The sequence below is a fragment of the Vreelandella stevensii S18214 genome, from assembly GCF_000275725.1.
Taxonomy (GTDB): domain Bacteria; phylum Pseudomonadota; class Gammaproteobacteria; order Pseudomonadales; family Halomonadaceae; genus Vreelandella; species Vreelandella stevensii.
This window is the reverse complement of record NZ_AJTS01000035.1, coordinates 195,855-220,909: the sequence shown is the minus strand read 5'-3', so window position 1 is coordinate 220,909 and position 25,055 is coordinate 195,855. Positions and strand designations below refer to the sequence as shown.

Below are 25,055 nucleotides of genomic sequence, written 5' to 3'. Positions count from 1 at the left end.
CTGGATGCCCGGCAGCAGGCCGAACAGCAGGTGCTGGGGCTGCAATACGAAGATTTGGCGCTGGGGGGCGGTGCCTTGTACCTGCGCGGCTTTGTGGCTCGTCGTGATTTCGAACAGCAGCTGCCGTTTGTTGGTGACAGCCGTTTGGGCTACCGACGTGATTACATGGGGGTCAGTGCCGAGTATCACCAGGCGGCCATGCTGGGCGAGCTGCCCCTCGATTACGTGGTCGGCGTCGACCTTGCCCGCCAGCAGGATGATCGCTACCGCAATCGGGTCAATGCCCTGGGCGCAGTGGGGGAGACCTCGGCTGACGAAACCCAGCGCGCCACCTCCAGCGGCGTCTTTGCTCAGGGAGACCTGGCGCTTTCCAAGCAAGTGACGTTTTCGCTGGGCGCGCGCTTCGACCGCGTGGCGCTCAGGGTAGACGATGACTTTCTGGCAGATGGCGATCAGAGTGGCCGTCGCTCTTTCAGCGAATGGAGCGGCTCGGCGGGGTTGAGCTATCGTTACCTGCCTCAGCATCAACTCTATTTGAATACCGGCACCGCGTTCGAGACCCCGACCTTTGCCGAATTCGCCAACCCAGCGGGCGGGGGCTTCAATCCGGCCATCGAACCGCAAAAAGCCTGGAATCGGGAAGTCGGGCTGCGTGGGTATGTCGAGCCGCTGGCCATGGATTATGATCTGGCGCTGTTTTCCGTGCGGGTGCGCGATGAGCTGGTGCCTTTCGATGAAGGCGGGCGCACCTTCTACGAGAACGCCAGCGATACCCGGCGTGACGGGATAGAGTTGGCGCTGGGCTGGCAGCTGGCCGATGCATGGCGTTTGGACAGTGCCTTGACGCTGGCGCGCTACGAGTTCGATAACTTTGACGATTCAGGGGCGAACCTTGATGGCAATCGGCTCCCCGGCTTGCCCGAGCAGACCTGGATCAACCAGTTGACCTGGCAGCAGCAGGCGCGTTTTGCCACGCTGGAAACTGAATATATCGGCAGCTTGATGGCCGACAACGCCAACGCCACCCAAGTCGACAGCTATTGGCTGGTCAACCTGCGTGTAGGCGATGAGTGGCAGCTCAGTGGTGATACGCGGCTGAGCGCTTATCTGGGGCTGCGTAACCTGTTCGACGAGGAGTATAACGACAACGTGCGCATCAACGGCACCTTTGGGCGTTTTTACGAGCCTGCGCCCGGGCGCAGTGTTTATGGGGGCGTCGAGCTGAGCTTTTAAAGCCTTGGAAACGGCAAAGGGCAGCCTGAGCTGCCCCTTGAGCATAAGAGAGGGTGGTAGAGAATGCCTGGTGAGTTACAGCTTCACCAGCATCTTGCCCGTATTGGCGCCTGAGAACAGTGCCAGAAACGCCTCCGGGGTGCTTTCCAGGCCTTCCTTAATGGTCTCTTGGTAGACGATGCGACCATCGGCCACCTGGGGCGTCACTTCATTCAGGAAGTAGCGATAGCTGGCCCAGTGATCTGCCACGATGAAGCCCTGCATCCTGGCCTTGCGGACCACCAGTTGTGACAGGTTGCGGGGGCCTGGCGCAGGTGTCTCGGCATTGTAGCCTTCGATCATGCCGCAAACGGCGATACGCGCCCCTTCGTTGAGCTGAGCCAACGCGGCTTCCAGGCAGATGCCCCCCACGTTTTCGAAATAGACGTCGATGCCGTTCGGGCTGGCAAGCTTGATGGCGTCGCTGAGCTCCTGCGCAGTGCGGTCCTGGTAGGTGACTGGCTCGACGCCTACCGACTCCAGCCAGGCCAGCTTATGGGCCGCCCCGGCAATGCCCACCACATGGCACCCCTTGGCTTTGGCCAGCTGTACCGCCAGTGACCCTACGGCACCGCTGGCGGCACTGACCAGCACGTTATCGCTGGGTTTGCATTCGGCAATCAGGTTCAGGCCTGTCCAGGCGGTCATGCCCGGCATGCCCAGTACGCCGAGGTAAGCCTGCTCGGGGGCGTCGCCTTCCGGCAGCGGGGTGACGCTTTCGCCCGGCAGTTGGGCAATGTCTCGCCAGCCGCCCATGTGGCTGACGCGCTGGCCTTCCTTGATATCGGGATGCCTTGACGCGATGACGTCACCAATGGCGCCGCCTTCCATGGGCTTGCCCAGCTCGAAAGGGGCAATGTAAGTGCGCATGCCCGTCATTCTGCCGCGCATATAAGGGTCTACCGAGAGCCAGCGATTCTGGATGCGTACCTCGCCCTCTTCCAGTTCCGGCAGCTCGGCACTTTCCAGCGCGAACGTAGAGAGATCGGGTAAACCTTCGGGGTAGGTCGTGAGCGTGTAGAAACGAGAAATCATCATAGCCTCCTGCTGTCAGGGAACGCGGTAATCCTTGCTCCATAAAGACCATTAGCCTGCTTTCAGGTTCATTACACTATAAAAAGCGGCCCCCGAGAGGGCCGCTTTTAGTTAGCAGGATCGCTTAAGGGGTAGCACACGCTCGCGGGTGTGTTATCCGTTAATCTACCAGAGTGATCATCACTGGGGCGGTGCCTCGGCGTACCATGCCTAGTGCGCGCGCCGCTCGCTTTGAAAGATCGATGACACGCCCTTGAACGAAGGGACCACGATCATTGATCATCACTTCTACTTCCTGCCCTGTGTCGGGGCGAGTGACCAGCACTTTGGTGCCAAACGGGAGGCTTGGGTGAGCCGCCGTGAGAGCTTGCTGATCAAAGGTTTCACCGCTAGCGGTGATGGCACCCTGAAAGCGATCACTATAGAAAGAGGCAACGCCTTCTTCGAGCTTCGGGTTTACTGCTGATTGGCCGGCAACTGCTTGGTGAGCGGTGGAAAATACCAGCAGTGTGGCCAGGCAAGTCGTTCGTACCAGGTGTTTTAGGGCTCCCATTGGAGTACCTCAGAGGTTCGTGTCGCGGACTCCGCTTTCATCGATGAGGCGCCAAATTGGCCTGCTGATAGTAGCCCGCGCATGGAGCGTCGGCAAGCTTTAAGAAGATCGACGCAGATAGCTCCATAATTGCGCTTTTTGTAACGAATCATTATGCCTTTGTGTTTCAGTAAGTTAACCGGGGTGGTGTGCCATGGAGCACCGCCCGGGAAAGCGCGTTATTTTTGTGGAAAAGTTCCCTTTATATCGATGAACCGCCTTATAATCCGGTTTCGCTATATCGGCGTTTTTGCCTACGATCAAGGATGCACCTATGGCCAAGTCCTCTTCTCTTACCCTGCTGCTGGTTGCTGTCGGCGGCGTTGCCGTGGGGTACTTCGCAGCACAATCTTTTTCTCAAGCGCCCGCCACGCCGGACACAGTGGAAGTGTCGGATGAAGCTGCCAGTAGTTCAGGCAGCGTCTTCGATGGGCTGGAGACCCTGACGCTTGGCGAGCGTGGCCGAGGCGAAATTACCTCCGCCAATGAGCTGAATGGCAATGACGGTAGCCGCTTTGCCCGCTACGTCATCCAACTGGATGAAGATGCCCTGGTGGAAGTGTCGCTGCGCGGCGCTTTGCAGGGCATCGTGGCGCTGTACGATGATCAGTTGGAGCTGCTGTCCAGTGCCGATACCGTACGCTATCGGGTGAAAGAGAGCGGCGACTACATGGTGGTGGTTAGCGGTGCCGATGCCCAGAGCTATGGCCCTTACAGCGTCGAGGCCCGCACCATCGAGCTGAGCGATTCTGACACGCTGGCCGTGGGTACGCCCATGGATAGCTGGCTGGAAAGCACCCCCCGCGAAGTAACCTTGACCATCGAAGAAGCAGGCATGTACCAGATCGAGATGCGTGCCGATGAGTTCGATGCTTACCTGGAGCTACGCGGCCCCAACGGCTATTACCGGGAAGACGATGACAGCGCCGGTAACCTGAATGCCCGCATTGCCGATTTTCTGGAGCCGGGTGATTACACCGTGACCGCAAGAAGCGCCTTTGGTGATGGCAGTGGCCTGTTCACGCTGGTCGCAGAACCGCGTGAGCTGCCAGGCGAGGGCGAGCTGCGCAATGACGGTGCCATTCAGCCGGGTGAGTCGTTGAATGGCTGGTTCAGCGGGCAGCCCTTGAGCTACGAGCTGGAGATCGAAGAAGCGGGCATGTACCAGATCGAGATGAATTCCAGCGATGTGGATGCGTACCTGGTGCTGGAAGGCGACAGCGGCTATTACCGCGAAGATGACGACAGTGCCGGTCATCTGGACGCCCGTATTGCTGACTTCCTTGCGCCCGGCAACTACCAGATCACGGCCCGCACGGCGTACGGTACCGACAGCGGCCTGTTTACCCTCTCCGTGGCGTCACGTGAGCTGCCTGAAGACGTAGAGCTGCGCAACGAAGGCGAATTGACTCCCGATGAAACCATCAATGGTTGGTACAGCGGCGAACCGTTGACCTATCAGCTAACCTTGACGGAGAGTTCGCGGGTTACGCTGGCCATGAACTCCACTGACTTCGATACCTATCTCGAGCTGTATGGCGAAGGCGTCTCCTACAGTGACGACGACGGCGGTCAGGGAACCAACGCCCTGCTGGAGCAGGCACTGCTACCGGGCACTTACACCGTGAGCGCCCGTGGTTTCAGCGCCAGTGGCAGCGGCATGTTCGAGCTGGAGGTAAGCGCAGAGCCTACGGAAATGCAGCCTGATACATAAGTGGGCCAGTAGGTAACGCAATGATTATGCCTCTGCTCTACGCAGGGGCTTTTTTGTGCTGACATGAACAGCATCGCATTCACAAGGAGGTTGATATGGTACGTCTGACAACGGTAATGAGCGCGGGCGCGGTGATCGCGGGCAGTGTCTGGCTAAGTGGCTGCCACACCTCATCGCCCTCCCATGAACAGGAGGAGCCGCTGGCCCTGGCGACGCTGGCCGTAGAGCAGCAGTTCGTGGCGCCCGGCTGTGAGGGAGAGCGCTGCTCGACGGTGCGTATTTCAGCACTGGAGTTCCCCCAGGATGAAGCACTGACGCAGCAGTTGCAGGAGCGTCTGTTGACGCTGGGCATGGGGGTTACCGAAGAGCAGGCCGAGCCAGCCGCTTCCTGGGAGGCGTATGCCCAGCACTTTTTCGAACTGGCCGAAGAGGGCAACCGCTTGACGCCCCCGGAAATGACCAGTGAGGCCATGCTCGAAGCCACGGTTCATGCCCATCACGACGACCTGCTGGTGTTGGAGCTGAACAGCTATGTCTACCATGCCGGGCAAGCCCATGGATTGCCCATGACGGCGTTCATGGTGATCGATGAGCGCCGCCGAGCAGTGGTCGAAGCCGAGGATATGTTGCTGGATGGGCAGGAGGCGGCCTTCGATACGTTGCTGACGGAGGCTCACCAGCGCTGGGCAAGCGAGATGGGGCAGGATGAACAGTTCCTGGCGAACTGGCCGCTATCCCCCAGCCGCAACATTGCCCCGCTGGAGGAGGCATGGGAGGTCAAGTACAACGTATACGATATCGCACCTTACGCCGTAGGTCAGCCCACCTTGACGATCCCCGTTGAAGCCCTCGACGGCGTGGCCAAGCCGCGTTTTATCGGCGCAGAGTAAGGGCTGCTAGCGGCCTGCTTTCAAACAGCCGACCACCACCAGTAGGGCGGCGCTGGGCAGCCGCCAGTCCAACACGCTGACGCCAGCCATGACCAGTAACAGGGCCGCCAGAATGGGTACCCCATAGGCCAGGCTGCCCACCAGGCTGGCATGGCCGAAGCGCAGCGCTCTATCCCAGGCCACCATGGCGATGCCGTAAGGCCCGAGGCCCAGGGCAATACCCGCAAGCAGCGCTTCTTGCTGGGGCAGCGCCGTGCTGCCTTCCAGCAGCATGCTGGCGGCGAAGGTCATGGCGCAGGCAATCAACAGCAGGCGGGGCAGTAGCGGCGTCAGCGAGACCGGCGCTGCCTGGCCTGTCCAGGAGTAGAGTGCCCAGCAGCAGGCAGCCAGTAGGGCCAGGGCGTAGCCCGATGCGGCCCCGCCAACACCGCTACCCAGCGCTTGTGGCACCAGCAGTAGCGCGGCCCCCATGAAGGCGATCAGCGCTCCCGATACGCTGGCCAACGTCAAGCGGCCCGTGCGGTACCACTGGCTCAACAGGACGAACAGCACCGGCCAGGTATAGGTAATCAAGGCGGCTTCTGCCGCTGGTGCCCAACGCATGCCGATGAAGTAACTGCTTACCGCCCCGACGATCAGCAGCGGAACGCCCAGCCAGATACCGGCCTGCCAGCGCCGCGGGCAGTGGCTCAGCGGCACCTTACGGCTCAAGGGCAGGGTGGCTAGCGCACCTGCCAGCAGGGTCAGAGCGGTGAGCTGCAGCGGAGCGACCGTGCGTGCCAGTTCCGCCAGTAACGGGGCGATGCTCCATAGCGCGACGGCCACCAGCGCGGCGGCAACACTGTATTTGGGGGAAACCACGACCGGGGAGTGAAGGGGCTGCATCACGCGTCTCCTTGAACCTTGAAATTGACCTCTTGTGCGCAGCATACTCATGGCTCATTCATCAAGATAACGATCTTTTGTGATGGTTTTCATCAAGGATGGTGATGTATGCGTGCGCCCACGTTTGACCTGACGCTACTGCGAACGCTGGTGGCCATTGCCGACACCGGAAGCGTCACCGCGGCGGCGACGCGGCTCGCCTACACTCAATCGACGGTCAGCATGCAGTTGCAGCGTCTTGAGGCCCAGCTGGAGATGCGCCTGCATGAGCGTGATGGGCGGCGGCTGCGCTTTACGGCGGAAGGAGAGCGTCTGTTGGCCCATGCACGGCACTTGTTGACCGTCAATGACGAGGCGTGGAGCGACATGCAGGCCCGTCAGGTGACGGGCGATTTGACGCTGGGGATTCCCGAGGATTATGCGTCGTTGCTGCCGTCGGTATTCGCCTATTTCCACCAGCTCTATCCCGCCGTGGGGCTGACCGTGCAGTGTGGTACCAGCGCCCACCTGGTGGAGCAGGTGAAAACGGCGGAGCTGGACTTGGCGCTGGTGACGCGCCAGCGCCATTCGCCGGGTGGGGAGGTCATTCGTCGAGAACCGCTGGTGTGGGCCGTGGGGGTGAATCAACAACCGCTGCTCAGCGACCCGGTACCTTTGGCACTTTATACCCCGGGGGCCGATGTGTTCAGGGAAGTGGCGGAACAGGCGCTTCAGGCCGCAGGGCGCCACTGGCGTGTGGCGTATACCAGCCAGTCCATGGCCGGGCTGGCGCCCATCGTCACCGCTGGGCTTGCCGTGGTGGTGGTCACCCGCAGTATGCTGACGCCCTCACTGCGCCCGCTGGATGAAAGCAGCGGGCTGCCCGCCTTGCCGATGATTGAACTGGCGCTGCACCGAGCGCCGCACCGGCCCACCGAGCCTGCCCGGCGGTTGGCAGAGCTGATTCGAGAACAGCTGGCCGTGCCCAGTGAGGGTTGATTTGACGTGAGAAACAGGCGGTAGGCTATTTCATGCAGTACGCTATTCCATGACTATAGTAATTTAACGTCGTGCCGCGAAGGTGGCAGGCTGATGATAACGATGAGACGGGGCAGGGAGTCATGAATGCACGAGCTTGATCACTATATCTACCCCCACCGTGTGCTGCATTGGCTGGTGGCGGGGGCCGTTCTGCTGGGACTGGCCACCGGGCTGACGCTGGGCTTTCTGGGCTACGAGCGGACGCTGGGCCTGCTGGGCAATACGCTGACCAACCTGCTGTATACCAGCCACAAGACGCTAGGCGTGGCCGTTCTGCTGCTGATGACACTGCGTATCGTAACGCGACTGGCATTCGTCGTGCCCGACCATGACCCGCCGCTGTCGACCTTCGAGCGTCTGGTAAGTACCAGCGTGCATCATCTGCTGTATGCGGCGCTGGTCGTCATGCCGCTGCTGGGCTGGGCCGCCACGGCCACGGGCGGCTTTCCTGTGGAGTTTTTCCACTGGCACTTGCCGGGCCTTCTGGGGCGCCACGAAGCGCTTTCGCAAACGCTGTTCATGTGGCACGAGCGGGTGGGCTGGGCGCTGGTAGTGTTGATTACGCTGCACGTGGCTGGAGCGCTGTTCCACTGGCGCATCAAGCGCGACAACGTGATGAAGCGCATGAGTCTATTCGACTAAACGAGTTCTCACCGCGTCACAAGGAGTGTGATCACCATGGCCCAGCAGCTTGCTTTCGCCCTGGGATTGGCGGCCATCCATCTATACGCTGGCAAGCTGCAGCGGCTCAATGCCCTGCCGCGCAGCGCCTGGCTCTCGTTTGCGGGCGGTGTGTCGGTAGGCTATGTCTTTATCCATATCTTTCCCGCCTTGAGTGACGCTCACGACACCATCACCGAGCATGGGCCGCTGTTCATTCTCGAGCACAATGCCTACCTGACGGCCCTGGTGGGGCTTGGCGTGTTCTATGGGCTGGAACAGTTGGCCAAGGTCTACTCCCATCGAGACATGCCTCAGAAACGGGTATCGCTGGGCAAGCTGCGGGGCGTGTTCTGGATCCATATTGGCTCCTTTGCGCTCTATAACCTGTTGATCGGTTATCTGCTGGTGTACCGCGACAACCAGCTGCCGGAAGCCCTGTTCTTCTTCCTGGCCATGGGGTTTCACTTTCTGGTCAACGACCACGGGCTGGTTCAGCACCATCGTCAGCGCTATCTGATGAAGGGCCGGTGGGTATTGGCGGCGGCGGTGTTCGCGGGTTGGCTGATTGGCCACGCCATTCAGCTCACGGATGCCTTGATCAGCCTGCTGTACGCCTTCGTGGCGGGGGGGCTGGTGTTAAATGTGCTGAAAGAGGAGCTGCCGGAAGATCGTCACAGCCGTTTTTTACCCTTCGCCGGTGGGGCGGCGGTATGCGCGGGGTTATTGATGTTTGCCTGAGCGTGGCTAACCTCTGGCAGAGTAGCGATAAGCGGCAGCGTCAGTGCGTGCCTTGGCAGCGTACATATGCTGGTCGGCCTCGTGAATCATGCGCTCCAGCAGCGCGTCGTGGCCCTGTTCGTCGCTGCGCTGATAGCAATGCAGCCCGCTAACGCCAAGGCTGATGCCGACGCAGACGCTGACCCCACAAGGCAGTTTGATGGGGGAGCGGATGGAGTGCTCGATGCGTTGGCATACGCTGTCCAGGATGTCCGGTTGCTGGACACTTTTCAGCAGGACGATGAACTCATCGCCCCCGAACCGAGCGCAGTGGTCGCCCAGTCGCGCTGCATGGGCGAGCCGCTTGGCCACCTGTTGCAGCACGAAATCCCCGGCATCGTGGCCGTACTGGTCATTGATGGGCTTGAACCGGTCGAGATCGCACATGATCAGTGCCACTGGCTCGTGGGTGCGATAGCTCTGATTAAAGGCAGCCGCTGCGCAGCGTGTCAGTCCGTTGCGGTTCAATAGGCCCGTCAGCATGTCATGGTTGGCAAGCTGTTCCAGCGCCTGAGTGCGTAAGGCTACTTTGGCTTCCAGGATGGCCTCCTGCTTTTTGAGCATGGCTACCGTATCGGCCTGTGCCTGCTCCTTCTGGCGTTTGAGCTTGTTGAAGCGGGCGGCCAGGGCAAACGATAGCAGCAGCATTTCCAGTGCCGAGCCGATTTGAATGCCGTGCAAAGTAATGAAGTTGGCGGGCAGAACGCCCATGTTGCGTAGTGCAAACACCGCCGCACCCAGCAGAAAAATGCTCCACGCCAACACGAAGAGACGGGCACTGGGCACACGCCGCCAACTGCCGTAGATGCCGCATATCAATAGCAACAGCGAGGCGCTCAGGCCCGTGACATCAGTCAATACCAAAGCCAGTGGGATGGGTAACACCAGTGACGCTGCCAAGGCCAACCAGCAGTAGACCCGAAACAGTGAAATGACGCGATGCCATCGAGGGGTATAGTGCGCCGTGTTCAAGAAGCTCTGGGCGAACAGGGTCGCCATGGCGGACGCGAAGGTAAAACCAATGGCCACCAGTCGCGGGGTCTGCTCGGCCAGAAAGCTCCAGAACATCAGTGTCCCAAGGCCGTTGAAGGTCAGAATGGCCAGGGTGAAGCCGAAAGCAAACAGGGCGTAGTGCAAAAAGACCCGTTCTTTCAGGCCAAAGAACAGCAAAAAGTTGTAAAGCCCCAAGGCGAGCAGCATGCCAAAGTAGGTGGCCAGCCAGAAGTTGTAACGATCGTTCTGCGCATGGAACGCATCAGGGGTCATTAGGCTGTAGCTCAAGAACTTGCTGCCGGAGGTATTGGCTTGCAGGTACAGCGTGACGCTTTCTCCTCCTTCCAGATGAATGGGAAAGACGATCTGGCGATGGGCCAGGGCACGCTCATCCACGGGCAGAGTGCTGCCCCCGAGCTGTACTTCGCTGAACTGGTCGCGCAGCGTATAGAGCGCAATCCTGTCGATGAACGGATACTCGAATTTGAGTAGCCATTGGACCGGATGCGGTGAGGCGTTATGTAGGCGAGTGGTTAGCCAGGACTCTTCGGCGGTATAGCCAAAATGCAGGTCAGACGTTTGCGATACCGGCGTGAAGGCCGGGTCAAGTGCCAGCAGCTCGCGCAGCGTCAACGACTCCGGTGTGTGCCAGTAGCGAGTGTTGCTATTGAGCGAGTAAAACGGCTGGTCCGGTGAAACAGACAGTGCCGGTGCCGCGACCGCCCACGAGCTTGTGCTCAGGAGGCACAGCAGCAGGACGGCCAGCAGGCGCTTTACCCAACAGAGAGGACCCATAAGCATCGCTTTTTTGATTTTTCTTCTTTTCTCGACAGGCCTCTGTAGGGTTCCCTTGGCCCGGGCGAGCGCTATACGTTGTCACTGGGTGTGTCGATGACAGTAGTAGCAAATTAATCACGTCGCGACCAGTGCTTTGCCCCGTTGGCTACGTTTGATCATCCAACGATACACACGTGAGTGTAGCCAGCTTTGAAGATGCAGGCATGAAGGTAAAGCCAGATTGGTGCTAAAGCGTGAAATGGTTCAGTCTTTCGGTTAGTCGATGCAGCAGGTCGCCACTGTGCCGCCAGAAGTGCCAGTAAAGCGGTACCGAGAGCGAACTGTCTGGTGCAATACTCACCAGTTGCCCACTGGTCAGCTGAGCAGCGGCCTGTAATTGGGGCACCATGCCATACCCCATGCCTGCCGTGGCCAGCTGCACGAAACCTTCGGAAGAAGGGCACAAGTGATAGGGAAAATGCCCATGGTAGCCACACTGCGCCAGAAAGCGATGCTGCAGCTGGTCGTGCGGGCCAAACACGATGGCCGGTGCGTGTTGAAAGGCCGTGGCCGTTGGGCCATCCGGGAAGAAACGTGCCACATAGCCCGGGGAGGCCAGCGGTAGGTACACCATCTCGCCCACTTTGATGCAGCGCGCACCTGCCATGGGCGTAGGCGTTGAACACAGGCAGGCCGCCACATCGCCATCCTTCAGGCGTTTCAAGCCGATTTCCTGATCTTCGATCACCAGATCCAGCAGTATACCTTCGGCAAGGCAGATGGGGGCGACGGCATCGGCCCACCAGGTACCGACGCTATCGGCATTGACGGCGATTCTCAATCGGGAGGCTTGTTGATCCAGTGTCGGGAGGGTTTGTCGGAGGTCGCGTTCGAGCAGCCGTACCTGCTGATAGTGGGTCAGCAGGCGCTGCCCTGCGGGGGTAGGGGCCAGCTCAGGGTGGCGTATCAGTACCGGTTGACCCAGGCGGGTTTCCAACGATTTTATGCGTTGTGACACGGCAGATTGGGACAGGCCGAGAAGATCGCCTGCGCGCTCGAACCCGCCGCCTTCCATGACCGCTGCCAGTGCTTGAAGAGATTTGTAGTCCACCATGGCCGCTCTATTGGGGGTAAGGTAACCAGCCTATCTTCCCCCAATGTACGGCGGACTTGCCAGCACTCAATGTGGCTGACTGGCCTGGCCGCCCCTACTGGGCGACGGCAATCCGGTGCTCCCCATTGGGGTGGGGCATCACCTGCATGGGGAGCCCGTAAATAGCTTCCAGAGTGGCATTTTGCATCAGTGCTTCGGGGGCGCCATGGGCCAGCAGGCGCCCGCTGTGCAGCGCCATGAGGTCATCGCAGTAACGCGAGGCCATGTTGATATCATGGAGCACGATGATAACGCCCAGGTTCAGTTCGTCGCACAGCTGGCGCACCAGTGCCAGCACTTCCACCTGGTGGGCAATGTCCAGGGCGGCCAGTGGCTCGTCCAGTAATAAAAAGCGGCTGCCTTGGGCAATCAGCATGGCGAGCCATACGCGCTGGCGTTCGCCGCCGGAGAGCGTGTCTACCAGGCGGTCGGCAAAGGCTTCCGTATGCGTCAGGGCAATGGCACGCTCGATGGCTTCCTTGTCCTGCTGGTTGTGACGCCCCAGCAGCCCGTGCCACGGGTAGCGGCCAAAGGCCACCAGCTCACGGCCTGTGAGGTTTTCAGCGCTGGGCAAATGCTGCGGCAGGTAGGCCACCTGGCGTGCAAATTCGCGGCTACCCCAGGCGCTCAAGGGGTGCTGGTCGAAGTAAATATCGCCTTCGGTGATGGGCTGCTGCTGCGCCATCAGTTTGATCAGTGTCGACTTGCCCGAACCGTTGTGGCCTATCAGACCGTATACCTTGCCCTCATGAAAGGTGTGCTCAATGGGAGCAAGAATGCGCTTACCATTGATTTCAAAGGTGGCGCCTTTGACCTCGAACATGAATGACTCCTGACGATGAATAGACCGGAAGGTGCCATTCTAGTGCTAATGGTTCTCATTTTAATAGGGAGGGTGAAAAGATTTTACGATCACGCCCATGCACTTCGTACACATGATCTGTACATGGTTGCCAACATGGAACGCGTGGACACAGCTGCTACCGGTCTCTTGCCTCCACCATTCGCGCCAATACGTTGTCTTTCAGCCAGTAGCGGTGGATCAGTGCCATCGCGATATGGCCGACGACGAGCCCGCATAATAGCCATGAAAGCGGACCATGCAGTAGGTCGGCAGGGGAGATCATCCAGCCAATGGGTGTTCGATCCGGCGCGCTCGTGCCGCCGTTATTCAGTGCTTCGTTGTGAGCCATTCCTTTAACCATTGGCTTTGTCCTGACGCCAGTAACCCATGCTGGTGACGTACTGTTTGGGTAGCCCGCGTTCGTTGACCAGATAGCGGCGTAGCCTCATGGCGACTTTGGTTTCAGCAGCGATCCAGGCGTAGAAGGGCGCGCTATCGTCCAGTGTGGCGGGTTCCCAGAGAGGACCGTCCTCATCGTCGTATTCGTCGTTGGTAACGCCGGGCATGCCAGTGCCGCCCAGCGCTTGAATTTCCTTATGCAAATCGATATCGCGCAGCGCTCTCATCAGTAGTTCACCGTGTTGGTAGTCGGGTTCGGCATCGCGGGGCAGCCAGTGCAGTTTGGCGGCCTGAGGCAGCGGCTGAACGTCGTCACTGCGGGGCACTTCGAGCAGCGCTTCGACCCTGGGTTTGAGCGGCAGGCCATCGAGGGTTTCCAGAATACCGGCGGCAGCGGGGAGAGCGGTTTCGTCGGCAATGATCAAAATACGGCGTACGCCTTGAGGCGGCTTCCACTCGTAGCCCTGCTTTGGGCCTTCTGCATTGGCGTCGGGGGCGGTCATGGCAAGCCGGTCGCCTGGCTGGGCATGCATGGCCCAGCGTGAGGCAGGGCCGTTGTCGCCATGCAGCACGAACTCTACATCCACTTCAGCTTGTTCTGGGCGCAGGGCACGGATGGTGTGGGTGCGTGCAGCGGGCCGTTGGGCGTCTGGCAGCGCGCGATAAGCGCCGTACCAGTCGTGCTCTTCCAGCTTGGCGATCTCGAACAGTGGGTCGAGACTGCCGCCCCCCTTGGGGAAGAACAGTTTGACGCGTTGGTCAGGAGCGTAGGTTGCCATGTGGCCAACCTCTGGGCCGGTAAAAGTGAATCGGACTAACGAGGCACTGACATGGGTGCGCCGGGCGAGGGTGATATCGAAAAGCCGGTAATTTGGTTTAGCCGCCATCGGAAGGTCTCCTGTGTATGAAAGGTCAATTGTAGTGCTAATTATTATCATTTAGAATCGCTGTTAATGATCTATGCAGCAATTTCCGTTCACGCGTTTTCATGCAGGTAAGGGTAAGACCATGAGGGTGTTGGCTATCACGTCCAGTGTTGCGAGCGGCATGAGTCCCGCCAAAGAGGCCTCGCTATGTTAAGTACCGCGGGGCGCCTGGGCGGAGTGTCACCTGCCAAGGCCTGCCTATTGCTTAGCCTGCCCATGATGGTGCTGTTTTGGGTAGGCCTGGAGAGTCAGGGGGGAATTGCGCTGGGCTGGAAAGCGTTGGTAGCCCCCTCTTTCGACACCGTCGATGAGCTGCTGCTGCACTACGCCTGGTGGCCGCGTTTATCGATTGCGCTGCTTGCCGGGGCCGGTTTGGGGTTGGCAGGCGTGCTCATGCAGCAGGTGCTGCGCAACCCTCTGGCGTCGCCGACAACGTTGGGCGTGGCGTCGGGTGCTAATTTGGCGTTGATGACCGCCACGTTAATGCCTCCTGGCTTATTAGTGGTGGGGCGTGAATGGGTGGCTCTGCTGGGCGGCGCGCTGGCCGTGGGGCTGGTTTTTCTGCTTTCCTGGCGTCGGGGGCTGGCGCCTATCGTGGTGGTGTTGGCGGGCCTGGTCGTCAATTTGTACCTGGGCGCGCTCTCGACAGCGCTACTGCTGTTCAACCATGAGGCGCTGTCGGGGCTGCTGATCTGGGGGGCGGGGTCGCTGGCGCAAAATGGCTGGGACGGCGTGGCCGTGCTCTGGCCTCGGTTGGCGATTAGCTGCGTTGCTGCCTGGTTCTTGCTGCGCCCGCTAGCAGTGCTGGAACTGGACGATGCCAGCGCCAAAAGCCTAGGGGTGTCGCTTGCCTATCTACGCTTTGCGGGGATGGGATTGGCGGTATTCATTACCGGCAGTATCGTCAGCGTGGTGGGCATCATTGGCTTTATCGGCCTGGCGGCACCCAATATCGTGCGCATGGCCGGGGCACGTCGGTTAGGTCCACGACTAATATGGTCCACGCTACTGGGCGCGGTGCTGCTGGCGACCACGGACCTGCTGCTGCAGCAGTTCGGTGGTATGGGGGCAGCCTTCATTCCCACCGGGGCGGTTACCGGTGCCCTGGGGGCACCGCTACTGATGTGGCTGATTCCGCGCCTGAAACTGCAGGGCGATCAGCCGCCCAGAGGAGCGAGTGTCGTTGCCCGCCGCCATGCTGCGCCGTCACGCTTGGTCACCGGATTGATCCTCGCACTCTTGGCTGCCACGTTGCTGGGGCTGCTCGTAGGCCAGGGGGTCGATGGCTGGTACCTGCTCTCGCCAGAGAGCTGGAATGTGATGCAGTGGCGCTTGCCGCGGGTGATGGCGGCCGCTGCCAGCGGGTTGATGCTGGCCATTGCCGGGACGATACTCCAGCGCCTTTCCGCCAACCCCATGGCCAGCCCGGAAGTGCTGGGTATCAGCGGTGGCTGTGCCATCGCGCTGATTCTGGGGATTTTCCTGCTGCCCGCACCCACCAATATGATGCTGATTGGCGTGGGTACCCTGGGCGCTTTCGCAACGCTGGTGGTGTTGGTGGGCATCAACCGCAATAGCGGCTATCTCCCTGAACGTTTGCTGCTCACCGGGGTGGCGGTGAGTGCGCTGTTTGACGCCGTACGCAGCGTGATGCTGGCGGGCGGCGACCCGCGTGGTCAGCAGGTGATCGCCTGGCTGGCGGGGTCTACCTATTACGTGGATATCACCCATGCGGTGGTGGTAGGGGGGATTGCCGCGGTATTGGCACTGATTACGCTGCCCTTTACCCGCTGGCTGGATATCTTGCCATTAGGCCCAGCGACGGCCAGAGCGCTGGGGGTAACGCTTAACCGCGCCCGCCTGGCGCTGCTGTTGCTGGTGGCGCTACTCACTGCCTGCGCCACCCTGGTGGTTGGGCCACTGTCGTTCATTGGCCTGTTGGCACCGCACATGGCGCGCCTGGTCGGCTTCTCTCGGGCAGGGCAGCATCTGTTGGGCGCGGCGTTGATCGGCATGCTGCTGATGGTGCTGGCGGACTGGGTAGGGCGCCAGATTATTTTTCCCTATGAGATACCGGCGGGCCTGGTGGCGTCCTTGATCGGCGGCGCCTATTTCATGTGGGGGCTGCGGCGGTTGTGATTGCCCTCTCTATTGGTGGTGATAAGAAAAAAGCCCAGGAGTCGTGGTGATGGAGCTGTTGAAGATCGTATGGCGTGATTACCGCTGGCCCTTCGTCGCCGTGTTGCTACTGAGTCTGGCCAGTGCAGGCCTGGGCATTGGCGTCATCGCGTTTATCAATCAGCGCCTGCTGGGTTCCTTCGTTGATCCCTGGCGTATTCTGCCCGAGTTTCTGGGGCTTATCGCGCTGCTGCTGGTGATTACCCTGGCATCGCAATTGGCGCTGACCACGCTGGGCCACCAGTTCGTTTATCGGCTGCGGGGGCAGTTGATCAAGCGCATTCTGGATACCCATCTCGAGCGTGCCGAGCAAATCGGCAGTGCGCGCCTGTTGGCGAGCCTCTCCACCGATGTGAACTCGGTCACCGTTGCCTTCATACGTTTGCCGGAGCTGGTGCAAGGCGGGGTGCTGACGGTGGGTGCCACGCTTTACCTGTGGTGGCTTTCGCCTGCCATGCTGGGGATCTCCGCATTGTGGGTGATCGTGACGGTGGTCATCGGTATGCGTCTGGTGGCGAGGGTGTATGGGCACATGGCCAAACTGCGCGAGATACAGGACCGTCTCTATGCGGATTACCAGTCCGTTATCGAGGGGCGCAAAGAGCTGGCGCTCAACCGCGACCGCGCCGAATGGCTGTACCGCGATGTCTATACGCCCAACGCCAAGGATTGTCGCCGTCATTACATTCTGGGCGATACCTATCATCTCAGCGCCGTGAACTGGTTCAACATCATGATGCTAGGGGCGATTGGCATCACCTTCTTTTTGGCCAATGGCCTTGGCTGGGCATCGGTGCAGGTGGCCACCACCTTTTCGCTGACTCTGCTGTTTCTGCGCGCGCCGCTGATACAGGCGATAGGCGCTTTCCCGACGCTGATCAACGCCCGAGTCGCGTTTGAAAAGATTCGTAGTCTGGAGCTGGCCGAGCACAGTGAGACCTTCGGCCACGCGGCCCTGCGCCACGATTGGCAGGAACTGACCCTGGAGCAGGTCTGCTATCGCTATCCGGATGAGGAGTCGCGCTCGGGCTTTGCCATTGGTCCTATCGATCTGACCTTGAAGCGTGGCGAAGTGGTCTTTCTGATTGGCGGAAACGGCAGCGGAAAATCGACCCTGGCGAGGCTACTGACCGGGCTTTACCACCCGCAGCGTGGCTGTGTCCGCGTCGATGGCAAGCCGCTGCGCGACCAAGACTGGACACGCTATCGACAGCACTTTTCGGCCATTTACACAGACTTGCACTTGTTTGACCGGTTGATGGGGCCAGGGGGCGATGCACCCGACCCGGCCCTGGTGGAACAGTGGCTGGCCGCCTTGGCCATGCAGAACAAGCTCGATTTCGACGGCGACCGCGTCACTAATGCCAACCTCTCCCAGGGCCAGCGCAAGCGCCTCGCCATGCTGCTGGCGGTAGCCGAACAGCGCGATGTATTGCTGCTGGACGAGTGGGCTGCCGACCAGGACCCTCAGTTTCGGCGCGTCTTCTACCGCGAGCTACTGCCGCAGCTCAGGGCACTGGGCAAAACGCTGGTCGTGATCAGCCACGATGACCACTATTTCGACCAGGCCGACCGACTGCTGGAAATGCGCGGCGGGCAGCTCGTCGAACTCACCGGTGAGCAGCGCGCAGCGGCCAGCCGCGACGCGGTGGCCCGAGTGAGCGGATGAAAGCACCATGACGATCCCACCCGCTGCCGCGCACTCGGTTTGGTGTCGCTTTTCTTGAGATCCCGGCACGCATGAGGTGCCTTGAGCAGCAGGGTGGTGTTGCTCCTGCGTGGCAAGCGAGACGTCACGCCTATAAGAAAAGCTAATGGCCTATTCGCAGTATGATTTTTATTTATTGACGTTGCCGCCTATCGTAGCGCTTCACTTCTTGCAGCGGCGATAGGGATAGGTCATGTGGCAGAGCTATATAACGGGGCTCGTGGTATGCGGCGGGATCATCATGGCCATTGGGGCACAAAATGCCTATGTGCTGGGGTTGGCCATTCGTCGTGAGTACCACTGGTGGTCGGCGGGCGTGTGCATGAGTGCGGACATAGTGCTGTTGACCGCGGGCATGTTTGGCGTCAGTGCGTTTCTGCTGACCATGCCCAATGCCATGGAAGTCCTGCGCTGGGTAGGGGTGCTGTTTCTGGGCTGGCTGGCCGCCCAGGCTTTGTGGCGTGCAGGTAGTGGCCGAGAGGGGCTGACCGCCAACCACGCACGCACACGCAGTTTACGCGGCGTGCTGTTGGCGACCCTGGCTGTCACGGTGCTCAATCCACAAGTGTATCTGGATACGCTGCTGTTGATTCCTGCCGTCGGGGCCCAGCAGGAGAGCGCCGGCGTGTTCGTGGCGGGCGCCGCGACGGCCTCGGTTCTCTGGTTCAGCTTGCTGGCCTGGGGTGGCTCGGCGCTTTCCCCCTGGCTCTCTCGCCCCGGCGCCTGGCGCGTCATCGATGGCGCCATTGGCGTGATGATGCTGGTGATTGCCGTGCACCTGGCCTTGGGGTCGACACTGCTATCGTGATGCCGCCGCGTCGAAGTAGCGCCCCATGACCTCCAGCACACGCTCGACAGCGGCGTCATCGATATCGCGATGGATCACCAGTCGCGTGGCGTAAAGCAGCTGGATCAGAATGTCGTGCTCTTTCAGCCAGGCAGCCAGCGGGGCCACGTGGGCCTGATCGACGCGCAAGAACACCATGTTGGTGGCGTGAGAGGTGACCTCGAGCCCGGACAGCGCTGCCAACCCTTCTGCCAAACGCGCCGCGCGGCGATGATCATGGGCCAGGTCGGCCACGTGATGGTCGAGGGCATGCTGGCAGGCCGCAGCGATGATGCCCGCCTGGCGCATGCCGCCGCCTACCATCTTGCGCCAGCGCCGTGCGCGCTCAATTAACGCGTGTGACCCTACCAGCGCTGAGCCCATGGGCGTGCCCAGCCCTTTCGAAAAGCAGAGTGACACGCTGTCGAACGGTTGGCACAGCTGCTTCAGCGAGGTATCCGTGGCGACGGCGGCATTGAAGAGCCGAGCGCCGTCCAGGTGTGTTGCCAGCCCGTGAGCGCGCGCCAGCTCGGTGGCCTGCTGAACGTACTCGGCGGGCAGCACTTTTCCACCGATGGTGTTTTCCAGCGCCAGGAGCCGCGTACGGGCAAAGTGAACGTCGTCGGCTTTGACGGCGGCAGCGATTTTGTCGAGTGGCAGGCTGCCGTCTGCGGCGTTTTCTATCGGCTGTGGCTGGATGCTGCCCAACACGGCGGCGCCGCCGCCTTCGTAGCGGTAAGTATGAGCATTCTGGCCCACGATGTACTCATCGCCGCGTTCGCAGTGCGCCATGAGCGCCACCAGGTTGCTTTGGGTGCCACTGGGGAACAGCAGGGCAGCCTCCTTGCTCGTGCGCTCGGCAAGGGTCGCTTGAAAGGCGTTGACCGTCGGGTCGTCGCCCCAGACATCGTCGCCCAGAGGCGCTTCCAGCATCGCTGCCCGCATCGCGGAGGTGGGGCGAGTGACCGTATCGCTACGTAAATCGATCATCGTGACTCCTTGTTCACAGCGTGGCCGTCGGGCAGATCACCGATAAACCACTATGGTTAATGGGTGACAGGATCACCCAGCATAGGCGAAAAAATGGATCTTAAAAGTGGCTACCCCTTCTGGACGGTCAGCAATGGCTTGTTGACCCGTTATCCTCAGCTTACCCATGATCTTCAGGTAAACATAGCCATCATCGGCGGCGGTATCACCGGGGCGTTGATCGCCGACGAGCTGACACGTCATGGGCATGACGTGGCCGTCCTCGAGCGTCGTGACGTGGGGTGGGGCAGCACGGCGGCCAGTACGGCGCTGTTGCAGTACGAAATCGATACACACTTGTACCACCTGGCACAGCAATACGGTGAAGCGAGTGCCGTCATGGCCTATCAGGGGTGTGCCGAGGCGGTTCATGCATTGGCCGCCCGTGCGGCAGAGCTGGGCGATATCGCCTTTCGTCGTCAACAGAGCCTTTATTTTGCCAGTGAAGCGGACCATCTCTCTTCTCTTCGGGACGAGTTTGCCATTCGCAAGCGGTGGGGGTTCGATGTGCAGTGGTGTTCGCCCGAGCAGTTGCAGGAGGCGTATGGCTTTAACGCACCCGGCGGTATCCTCTCGCATCTGGCGGCTACCGTGGACCCTTACCGCATGGCTTACCAACTGCTCGATGAGGTCGTTGCCAGAGGTGGGCACGTATACGATCGAACGGCGGTGGAGTCGTTGGAGGCAGACGGAGCGACCATGGGGGTTCGTTTGCGCAACGGCGCCCTGGTACGCTGTCAGCAGGTGATCATTGCGGCCGGTTATGAAAGCCAGACATGGCTGCCAGAGCCGGTCGCCAGCAACCGCAGCAGTTACGCGTTCGTCACCGACCCTTTGCCATGCGGCATGCTCGGCAAGCTTCGCGATACCATGGTCTGGGAATCGGCGCGCCCCTACCTCTATTTACGCTCCACCCATGATGGGCGTTTGCTGGTGGGTGGTGAGGATGACGAGGAGGATCTTCCTGAACGCAGGGACGCCCGAGTGCTTGAAAAAGCGGCATCGCTGGCCGAAAGGGTCTTCTCGTTATGGCCTTCTCTGCGTATGACGCCTGCCTTCAGTTGGGGAGGTACCTTTGCTGAAACCGAGGACGGGCTGCCTTATTTCGGGACCCATGAGGCGCTGGGGCCGAACGTGCACTTTGCCATGGCCTATGGCGGAAATGGTATTACGTACAGCATGATAGGTGCACATCTCTTGAGAGCCCATCTCGAAGGCAGGCGGCATCCGCTGAGCGACCTGTTTTCTTTCGAACGGGGCCAGCGGGCACGCTGAACTTATCGCTCATCCACCAGACAAAGCCCGGTAACCCACTGAGTCAACGCGATTGAATGAGACACCTATCATGAGCCCAGTACTGTATCTAAGGGCGCTGGAGCGCAACGACCTGCGCTTCGTGCATGAGTTGAACAATAACCAGAGCATCATGTCGTACTGGTTCGAAGAGCCCTACGAGTCCTTCGATGAGCTGGAAGAGCTCTATAACAAGCATATTCATGATAACGCAGAGCGCCGCTTTGTTGCCGAAGACAGTAGTGGTAGTGCGATTGGCCTGGTGGAGTTGATCGAAATCGATTACATCCACCGTAGCGCCGAGTTTCAGATCATCATTACGCCAGAGCATCAGGGCAAAGGATTCGCACGTTCGCTGATACGGCAAGCGCTACACTACTCTTTCACCATATTGAACTTGCATAAGGTCTATCTGATCGTCGCGGTAGAGAATGTCAAGGCCATTCACTTATACGAGGAAAGCGGTTTTATCGAAGAAGGGCATTTGGTGCAGGAGTTTTTCATCAATGGCAAATATCGCGATGTAAAGCGTATGTACATCTTGCAAGAGCGCTATCTGGCCGAACTCGAAGCGCAACAACCGAAGGATTGAGCCAGAACTAGGCCTCCATGATCGTTACCAGGCATAGGCTGCCCAGTAACGATCAAACCAGTAACGATCAAATTTGCCGCGTCTCGTGGCCAAGCTACATTAGAGCTGGGCTTCCAGGCGGTCGGCGCGATCACCGGCAGCGGGGTGGCTGGAGAAGACGCTACGGCTATTGCCATACTTGGCCTCGAGCTTGCGCAGCGCTGAAACGGAGGCTTCTGTATTCAGGTCGTGGCGGCGCATGAGTTCCAGGGCGAAGTCATCGGCTTCGTTTTCCTGGCGCTGGGAGAACTGAGCATTGACGAGTTTCTCACCCAGCGCACCCAGCTCGGAACTGGAGAGTGCCGCTGCGGTGGTGCTGCCGCTTGCGGCAGCTGCTTCACGCGCGGCTGAGGCGGCATAGGCGACTTGAAAGGCGCGCTTGGAGTGGCCGAGCACCACATGGCCAATTTCATGAGCAATCACGTACTGTACTTCTTCGTCGCTCATTTCATCCATCAAACCGCTGTAAAGCCGGATAGCGCCGTTGGGCACCGCAAAGGCGTTGATTTCATCACGCAAGTAAACGTCATATTCCAGCGTGCTGCCATCGACGGTTTCCCAACCTTGAGTGAGATTAGCCAAACGCTGCGCGTACTCACTATCGCCAGGAGCCACCTGGTTTTCAGCATCCAATTGCGCAATCGTTTGATCGCCGATTTGCTGCATTTGCTGATCCGACATGGTGGCCTGTCGTTCCTTCTTTTATATGACTATTCCAGTTTGCATAATGCTTACTGCTGTTTAAAGCGAGGTAATGTTAAATGAATTTTTGACGCGTCTCTACCCAAAGCCATCTTTATTGTGCTCTGTGCGAATTCATAATAGGTCAATGAACCTGACGATCAGAGGTTCAAAATGAATAAAGAGGCGTCACGGGCAACGTGCTGGTAATGAGAAAAAGGGAAGTGCGGTAAAAGAAAACGCTCCTGCGTGACGTATCTATATATACGCACTGGCGGAGCGTTTTGGGGAGCCGTATGGCAAGGGTTATTGCTGGCGCATATAGTCGGCCAGGGCATCGAAGGCGGCACGCTGTTGCAGTGCGCGGGTTGCCCATACTTCCATGACATCGGGGTTGGCTTGGCTACGGGTAGTCGGCATGGCACTTACTCCTGGAGCAGAGGTTAATGAGTCGTTTTTGTTATACACAGCCTGCGTTGTGCGTTGCAGCAAGTTAGCTGTGATATGAATATTATTCGCTTTTGAACGAGCTGGCTAGTCCAAAGGGTGTAGGTGTTTTGCCATAGCCTGTAAGCGATTGCTTACAGGCCAGTCTAAAATTCTCCTATTTGACTGAATGGAAAAGGTTTTCATAGAAAAAGAAGCCGACAGGTCATGTCGGCTTGGGGTGTTATCTTTTCGTCTAAGGGAGGGAGAGAAATACAGAAAAGTCGGGCGGCCGCGTGCTACTGATCGGACTGACGCTGATCGACATAAGCACTGACGGCTTCGTTGGCGGCCTGCTGCCACTGTGCGTATTGGCACCAGAAGTTGACTACTTCCGTATCCTCGTTCGTTAGATCCGTTGATAGTGTCATTGCGTACTCCTCTTGGGATACCGCCTATTCATTATAGACGTCTTTTGCTGCAATGCAGCATTTGCTTTGCGTTCATCCATTCGGCAAAGCCGCGTCACAGCAGCTAGGCTGAAAGGAGTGCCTAAATGTCATCGTCGCGAAAGGAGTCGCAAATGAGCGCAAATGTAGCTGAAATCATTGTCGAAACACTGCAAGACGCCGGTGCCAAACGTTGTTATGGCGTGGTAGGGGATACGCTGAATCACTTTACCGATGCCCTCCGGCAGAGCGATATCGAATGGATAGGCGTTCGCCATGAGGAAACGGGCGGCTTTGCAGCAGGAGGAGAGGCTTATATTACTCAGGAGCTGGCGCTATGTGCCGGTTCCTGTGGGCCTGGCAGCCTGCACTTTGTCAATGGCCTGTTCGATGCCCACCGTAATGGCTCCCCCGTGGTATTGATTGCCTCGCAGATATCACTGGGTGAAACCGGCAGCCAGTTTCCTCAGGAAGTCGATCAGAGCGCCATTTTTCAGCAGTACAGCGTGTTTTGTGAAACCGTGGTATCGCCGGAGCAGGCGCGCCGCATGGCTGCCTTGGCGGCCCAGGCCGCCCTTACCAAGCGCGGGGTGGCGGTGTTGATCGTGCCCGGCGATATCATGACGCAAACGCCCGACAGCACCTTGGGCTACCGTACCCACCGTTTCAGCTACTCCGTGCGCCCCAGTGCCGAGGCGCTGGTGCCCGCCGTCGAGCAGCTCAACAAGGGGGGCAATATCACCATCTTTGCAGGCGCAGGCTGTGAAGACGCCCGCGAGCAGGTCATGGCGCTGGCAGAAAAGCTCCAGGCGCCGATTGCTTGGACCTCCCGTGCCAAGGACTTCATGGAGTACGATAACCCTCATCAGGTAGGCATGACCGGCGTATATGGTCTGGAAGGTGGCTACCATGCCGTCGCGGAGTGCGACACGCTGTTGCTGCTGGGATGCAATTTTGCCTTCAGCCAGTTCTACCCGGAGCGCGCCTGTATTCTTCAGGTAGATGTGGACCCCGCCCAGATAGGCAAACGTTACCCGGTGGATGTGGGCATCGTCGGCAGCACTCGGGACACCTGTGAAGCGCTGTGCCAGGTGGTGCAACCCAATACGCACACCCGGTGGCTGGAAAAATGCCGCAAGCGTTATGCCAAGTCGCTGGAAAAGTCGGCTCATCAAACCAGGGATAACGATACGATCCACCCACAAGAGCTGACCCTGGCCATCGACCGGCACGCGGCCGACAACGCCGTGCTGACCGCAGACACCGGCAGTGTCAACGTGTGGATGCTGCGCCATATCCGTGCCCTGGAGGGCCGCCGCACCCACTCCAGCCTTCAGCATGGCACCATGGCGAACGCTTACCCGCAGGCCTTGGGGATTCAGTTGGCCTACCCCCATCGCCAGGTGATTGCCATGTGTGGCGATGGTGGCCTGACGATGCTCATGGGCGATTTACTCACCCTGGTCCAGCAACGAATCCCGCTCAAGATCGTGGTGTACAACAACAGCTCCCTGAGCTTCGTGGAGCTGGAGCAGAAAGTGGAGGGGCTGTTGGATAGCTACACAGAGCTGCAGAACCCCGACTTTGGAGAAGTAGCCAGGGCCATGGGGCTGTGGGGGCGCCGGGTAGAGCAGCAGTCGGAGCTGGACGTGGCCATCAGCCAGTGGCTGGCTCAACCTGGCCCCGCGCTGCTGGACGTAGTGGTCAACCCCATGGAGCTGGTCATGCCGCCCAAGGTAGAAGCAGGGCAGGTCGCCTCGACCGCGCTGTACTCGGCCAAGGCGGTGTTGAGCGGACGGATGGATGATGTGGTGCATCTGGTCAAAAGCAATTTCCTGAAGCGCTAGCACGGCAGTGGCATGCTATGTTGTCAGCAGCTCACACAACACTGACA

At 59.6% G+C, this 25,055-nt stretch carries 23 protein-coding genes; 12 read left to right on the top strand and 11 right to left on the bottom strand.

The features are described 5' to 3' along the window. A partial coding sequence (locus HSS18214_RS0107920) for a TonB-dependent receptor domain-containing protein (RefSeq protein ID WP_016914757.1) occupies positions 1 to 1,233 on the top strand: 1,233 nt, incomplete at its 5' end. A gap of 75 nt (positions 1,234 to 1,308) precedes the next feature. Here HSS18214_RS0107920 and HSS18214_RS0107915 read toward each other — a convergent pair. Together HSS18214_RS0107915 and HSS18214_RS0107910 are read right to left on the bottom strand one after the other, a co-directional pair. Continuing rightward, positions 1,309 to 2,307, bottom strand: coding sequence for an NADP-dependent oxidoreductase (locus HSS18214_RS0107915; protein WP_016914756.1), 999 nt, complete (start codon positions 2,305 to 2,307; stop codon positions 1,309 to 1,311). 160 nt (positions 2,308 to 2,467) lie between these two features. Then, complete coding sequence (locus HSS18214_RS0107910) at positions 2,468 to 2,860, bottom strand: septal ring lytic transglycosylase RlpA family protein (RefSeq protein ID WP_016914755.1); 393 nt, start codon at positions 2,858 to 2,860, stop codon at positions 2,468 to 2,470. Positions 2,861 to 3,173: 313 nt separating this feature from the next. Here HSS18214_RS0107910 and HSS18214_RS0107905 point away from each other — a divergent pair, with 313 nt between their 5' ends. Both HSS18214_RS0107905 and HSS18214_RS0107900 read left to right on the top strand, forming a co-directional pair. Further along, positions 3,174 to 4,613, top strand: a complete 1,440-nt coding sequence (locus HSS18214_RS0107905; protein ID WP_016914754.1) for a hypothetical protein — start codon at positions 3,174 to 3,176, stop codon at positions 4,611 to 4,613. A 95-nt stretch (positions 4,614 to 4,708) separates the two neighbouring features. After that, on the top strand, positions 4,709 to 5,503 hold the full coding sequence (locus HSS18214_RS0107900) for an RsiV family protein (protein WP_230478348.1): 795 nt from the start codon (positions 4,709 to 4,711) through the stop codon (positions 5,501 to 5,503). A gap of 6 nt (positions 5,504 to 5,509) precedes the next feature. Here HSS18214_RS0107900 and HSS18214_RS0107895 read toward each other — a convergent pair whose 3' ends face one another. After that, a complete protein-coding gene (locus HSS18214_RS0107895) occupies positions 5,510 to 6,388 on the bottom strand; it encodes a DMT family transporter (RefSeq protein WP_016914752.1) in 879 nt (292 codons plus the stop codon). Between the two features lie 108 nt (positions 6,389 to 6,496). Between HSS18214_RS0107895 and HSS18214_RS0107890 the strand changes: the two genes are divergently transcribed. From HSS18214_RS0107890 to HSS18214_RS0107880, 3 genes are all read left to right on the top strand, one after another. Continuing rightward, complete coding sequence (locus HSS18214_RS0107890) at positions 6,497 to 7,366, top strand: LysR substrate-binding domain-containing protein (protein ID WP_016914751.1); 870 nt, start codon at positions 6,497 to 6,499, stop codon at positions 7,364 to 7,366. Between the two features lie 126 nt (positions 7,367 to 7,492). Further along, positions 7,493 to 8,050 (top strand): cytochrome b, encoded by a 558-nt coding sequence (locus tag HSS18214_RS0107885; protein WP_016914750.1) that lies wholly within the window; start codon positions 7,493 to 7,495, stop codon positions 8,048 to 8,050. A 36-nt stretch (positions 8,051 to 8,086) separates the two neighbouring features. Then, a complete protein-coding gene (locus tag HSS18214_RS0107880) occupies positions 8,087 to 8,809 on the top strand; it encodes a membrane protein (RefSeq protein ID WP_016914749.1) in 723 nt (240 codons plus the stop codon). A 6-nt stretch (positions 8,810 to 8,815) separates the two neighbouring features. Here the strand turns inward: HSS18214_RS0107880 and HSS18214_RS0107875 are convergent, their stop codons facing one another. From HSS18214_RS0107875 to HSS18214_RS0107855, 5 genes are all read right to left on the bottom strand, one after another. After that, a complete protein-coding gene (locus tag HSS18214_RS0107875; protein WP_016914748.1) occupies positions 8,816 to 10,636 on the bottom strand; it encodes a diguanylate cyclase in 1,821 nt (606 codons plus the stop codon). 229 nt (positions 10,637 to 10,865) lie between these two features. Next, the gene (locus tag HSS18214_RS0107870) at positions 10,866 to 11,732 is read right to left on the bottom strand and encodes a LysR family transcriptional regulator ArgP (protein ID WP_016914747.1); all 867 of its coding nucleotides are present in this window, start codon (positions 11,730 to 11,732) and stop codon (positions 10,866 to 10,868) included. A 94-nt stretch (positions 11,733 to 11,826) separates the two neighbouring features. Beyond that, a complete protein-coding gene (locus HSS18214_RS0107865; RefSeq protein WP_016914746.1) occupies positions 11,827 to 12,594 on the bottom strand; it encodes an ATP-binding cassette domain-containing protein in 768 nt (255 codons plus the stop codon). Between the two features lie 157 nt (positions 12,595 to 12,751). Next, the gene (locus HSS18214_RS0107860) at positions 12,752 to 12,964 is read right to left on the bottom strand and encodes a cytochrome b/b6 domain-containing protein (RefSeq protein WP_230478347.1); all 213 of its coding nucleotides are present in this window, start codon (positions 12,962 to 12,964) and stop codon (positions 12,752 to 12,754) included. 4 nt (positions 12,965 to 12,968) lie between these two features. After that, positions 12,969 to 13,901 carry a siderophore-interacting protein gene (locus HSS18214_RS0107855; protein ID WP_016914744.1) on the bottom strand — a complete coding sequence of 311 codons (933 nt, stop codon included), beginning with the start codon at positions 13,899 to 13,901 and terminating at the stop codon, positions 12,969 to 12,971. A gap of 186 nt (positions 13,902 to 14,087) precedes the next feature. On the opposite strand from HSS18214_RS0107855, the gene fhuB reads away from it, so the two are divergent. The 3 genes from fhuB (at position 14,088) to HSS18214_RS0107840 (ending at position 18,634) form a co-directional block, all read left to right on the top strand. Continuing rightward, positions 14,088 to 16,079, top strand: coding sequence for a Fe(3+)-hydroxamate ABC transporter permease FhuB (gene fhuB, locus HSS18214_RS0107850; protein WP_016914743.1), 1,992 nt, complete (start codon positions 14,088 to 14,090; stop codon positions 16,077 to 16,079). A 49-nt stretch (positions 16,080 to 16,128) separates the two neighbouring features. After that, complete coding sequence (locus HSS18214_RS0107845) at positions 16,129 to 17,787, top strand: multidrug ABC transporter permease/ATP-binding protein (protein WP_016914742.1); 1,659 nt, start codon at positions 16,129 to 16,131, stop codon at positions 17,785 to 17,787. Between the two features lie 232 nt (positions 17,788 to 18,019). Then, positions 18,020 to 18,634: a LysE/ArgO family amino acid transporter gene (locus HSS18214_RS0107840; RefSeq protein WP_016914741.1), complete on the top strand. Its 615-nt coding sequence runs from the start codon at positions 18,020 to 18,022 to the stop codon at positions 18,632 to 18,634. On the opposite strand, the gene ltaE is transcribed toward HSS18214_RS0107840, so the two are convergent. Beyond that, complete coding sequence (gene ltaE, locus HSS18214_RS0107835; RefSeq protein WP_016914740.1) at positions 18,626 to 19,642, bottom strand: low-specificity L-threonine aldolase; 1,017 nt, start codon at positions 19,640 to 19,642, stop codon at positions 18,626 to 18,628. The two genes, HSS18214_RS0107840 and ltaE, sit on opposite strands and share 9 nt — an antisense overlap. A gap of 93 nt (positions 19,643 to 19,735) precedes the next feature. Between ltaE and HSS18214_RS0107830 the strand changes: the two genes are divergently transcribed. Continuing rightward, a complete protein-coding gene (locus tag HSS18214_RS0107830; protein ID WP_016914739.1) occupies positions 19,736 to 20,956 on the top strand; it encodes an NAD(P)/FAD-dependent oxidoreductase in 1,221 nt (406 codons plus the stop codon). Between the two features lie 70 nt (positions 20,957 to 21,026). Beyond that, on the top strand, positions 21,027 to 21,566 hold the full coding sequence (gene speG / locus HSS18214_RS0107825; protein WP_016914738.1) for a spermidine N1-acetyltransferase: 540 nt from the start codon (positions 21,027 to 21,029) through the stop codon (positions 21,564 to 21,566). Between the two features lie 99 nt (positions 21,567 to 21,665). Here speG and HSS18214_RS0107820 read toward each other — a convergent pair whose 3' ends face one another. Beyond that, positions 21,666 to 22,286, bottom strand: coding sequence for a M48 family metalloprotease (locus HSS18214_RS0107820; RefSeq protein ID WP_016914737.1), 621 nt, complete (start codon positions 22,284 to 22,286; stop codon positions 21,666 to 21,668). Positions 22,287 to 23,011: 725 nt separating this feature from the next. Then, positions 23,012 to 23,143, bottom strand: a complete 132-nt coding sequence (locus HSS18214_RS19650; RefSeq protein WP_016914735.1) for a hypothetical protein — start codon at positions 23,141 to 23,143, stop codon at positions 23,012 to 23,014. A 152-nt stretch (positions 23,144 to 23,295) separates the two neighbouring features. Between HSS18214_RS19650 and HSS18214_RS0107805 the strand changes: the two genes are divergently transcribed. After that, positions 23,296 to 25,008, top strand: a complete 1,713-nt coding sequence (locus HSS18214_RS0107805) for a thiamine pyrophosphate-dependent enzyme (RefSeq protein WP_016914734.1) — start codon at positions 23,296 to 23,298, stop codon at positions 25,006 to 25,008. The last annotated feature ends 47 nt before the right edge of the window (positions 25,009 to 25,055 follow it).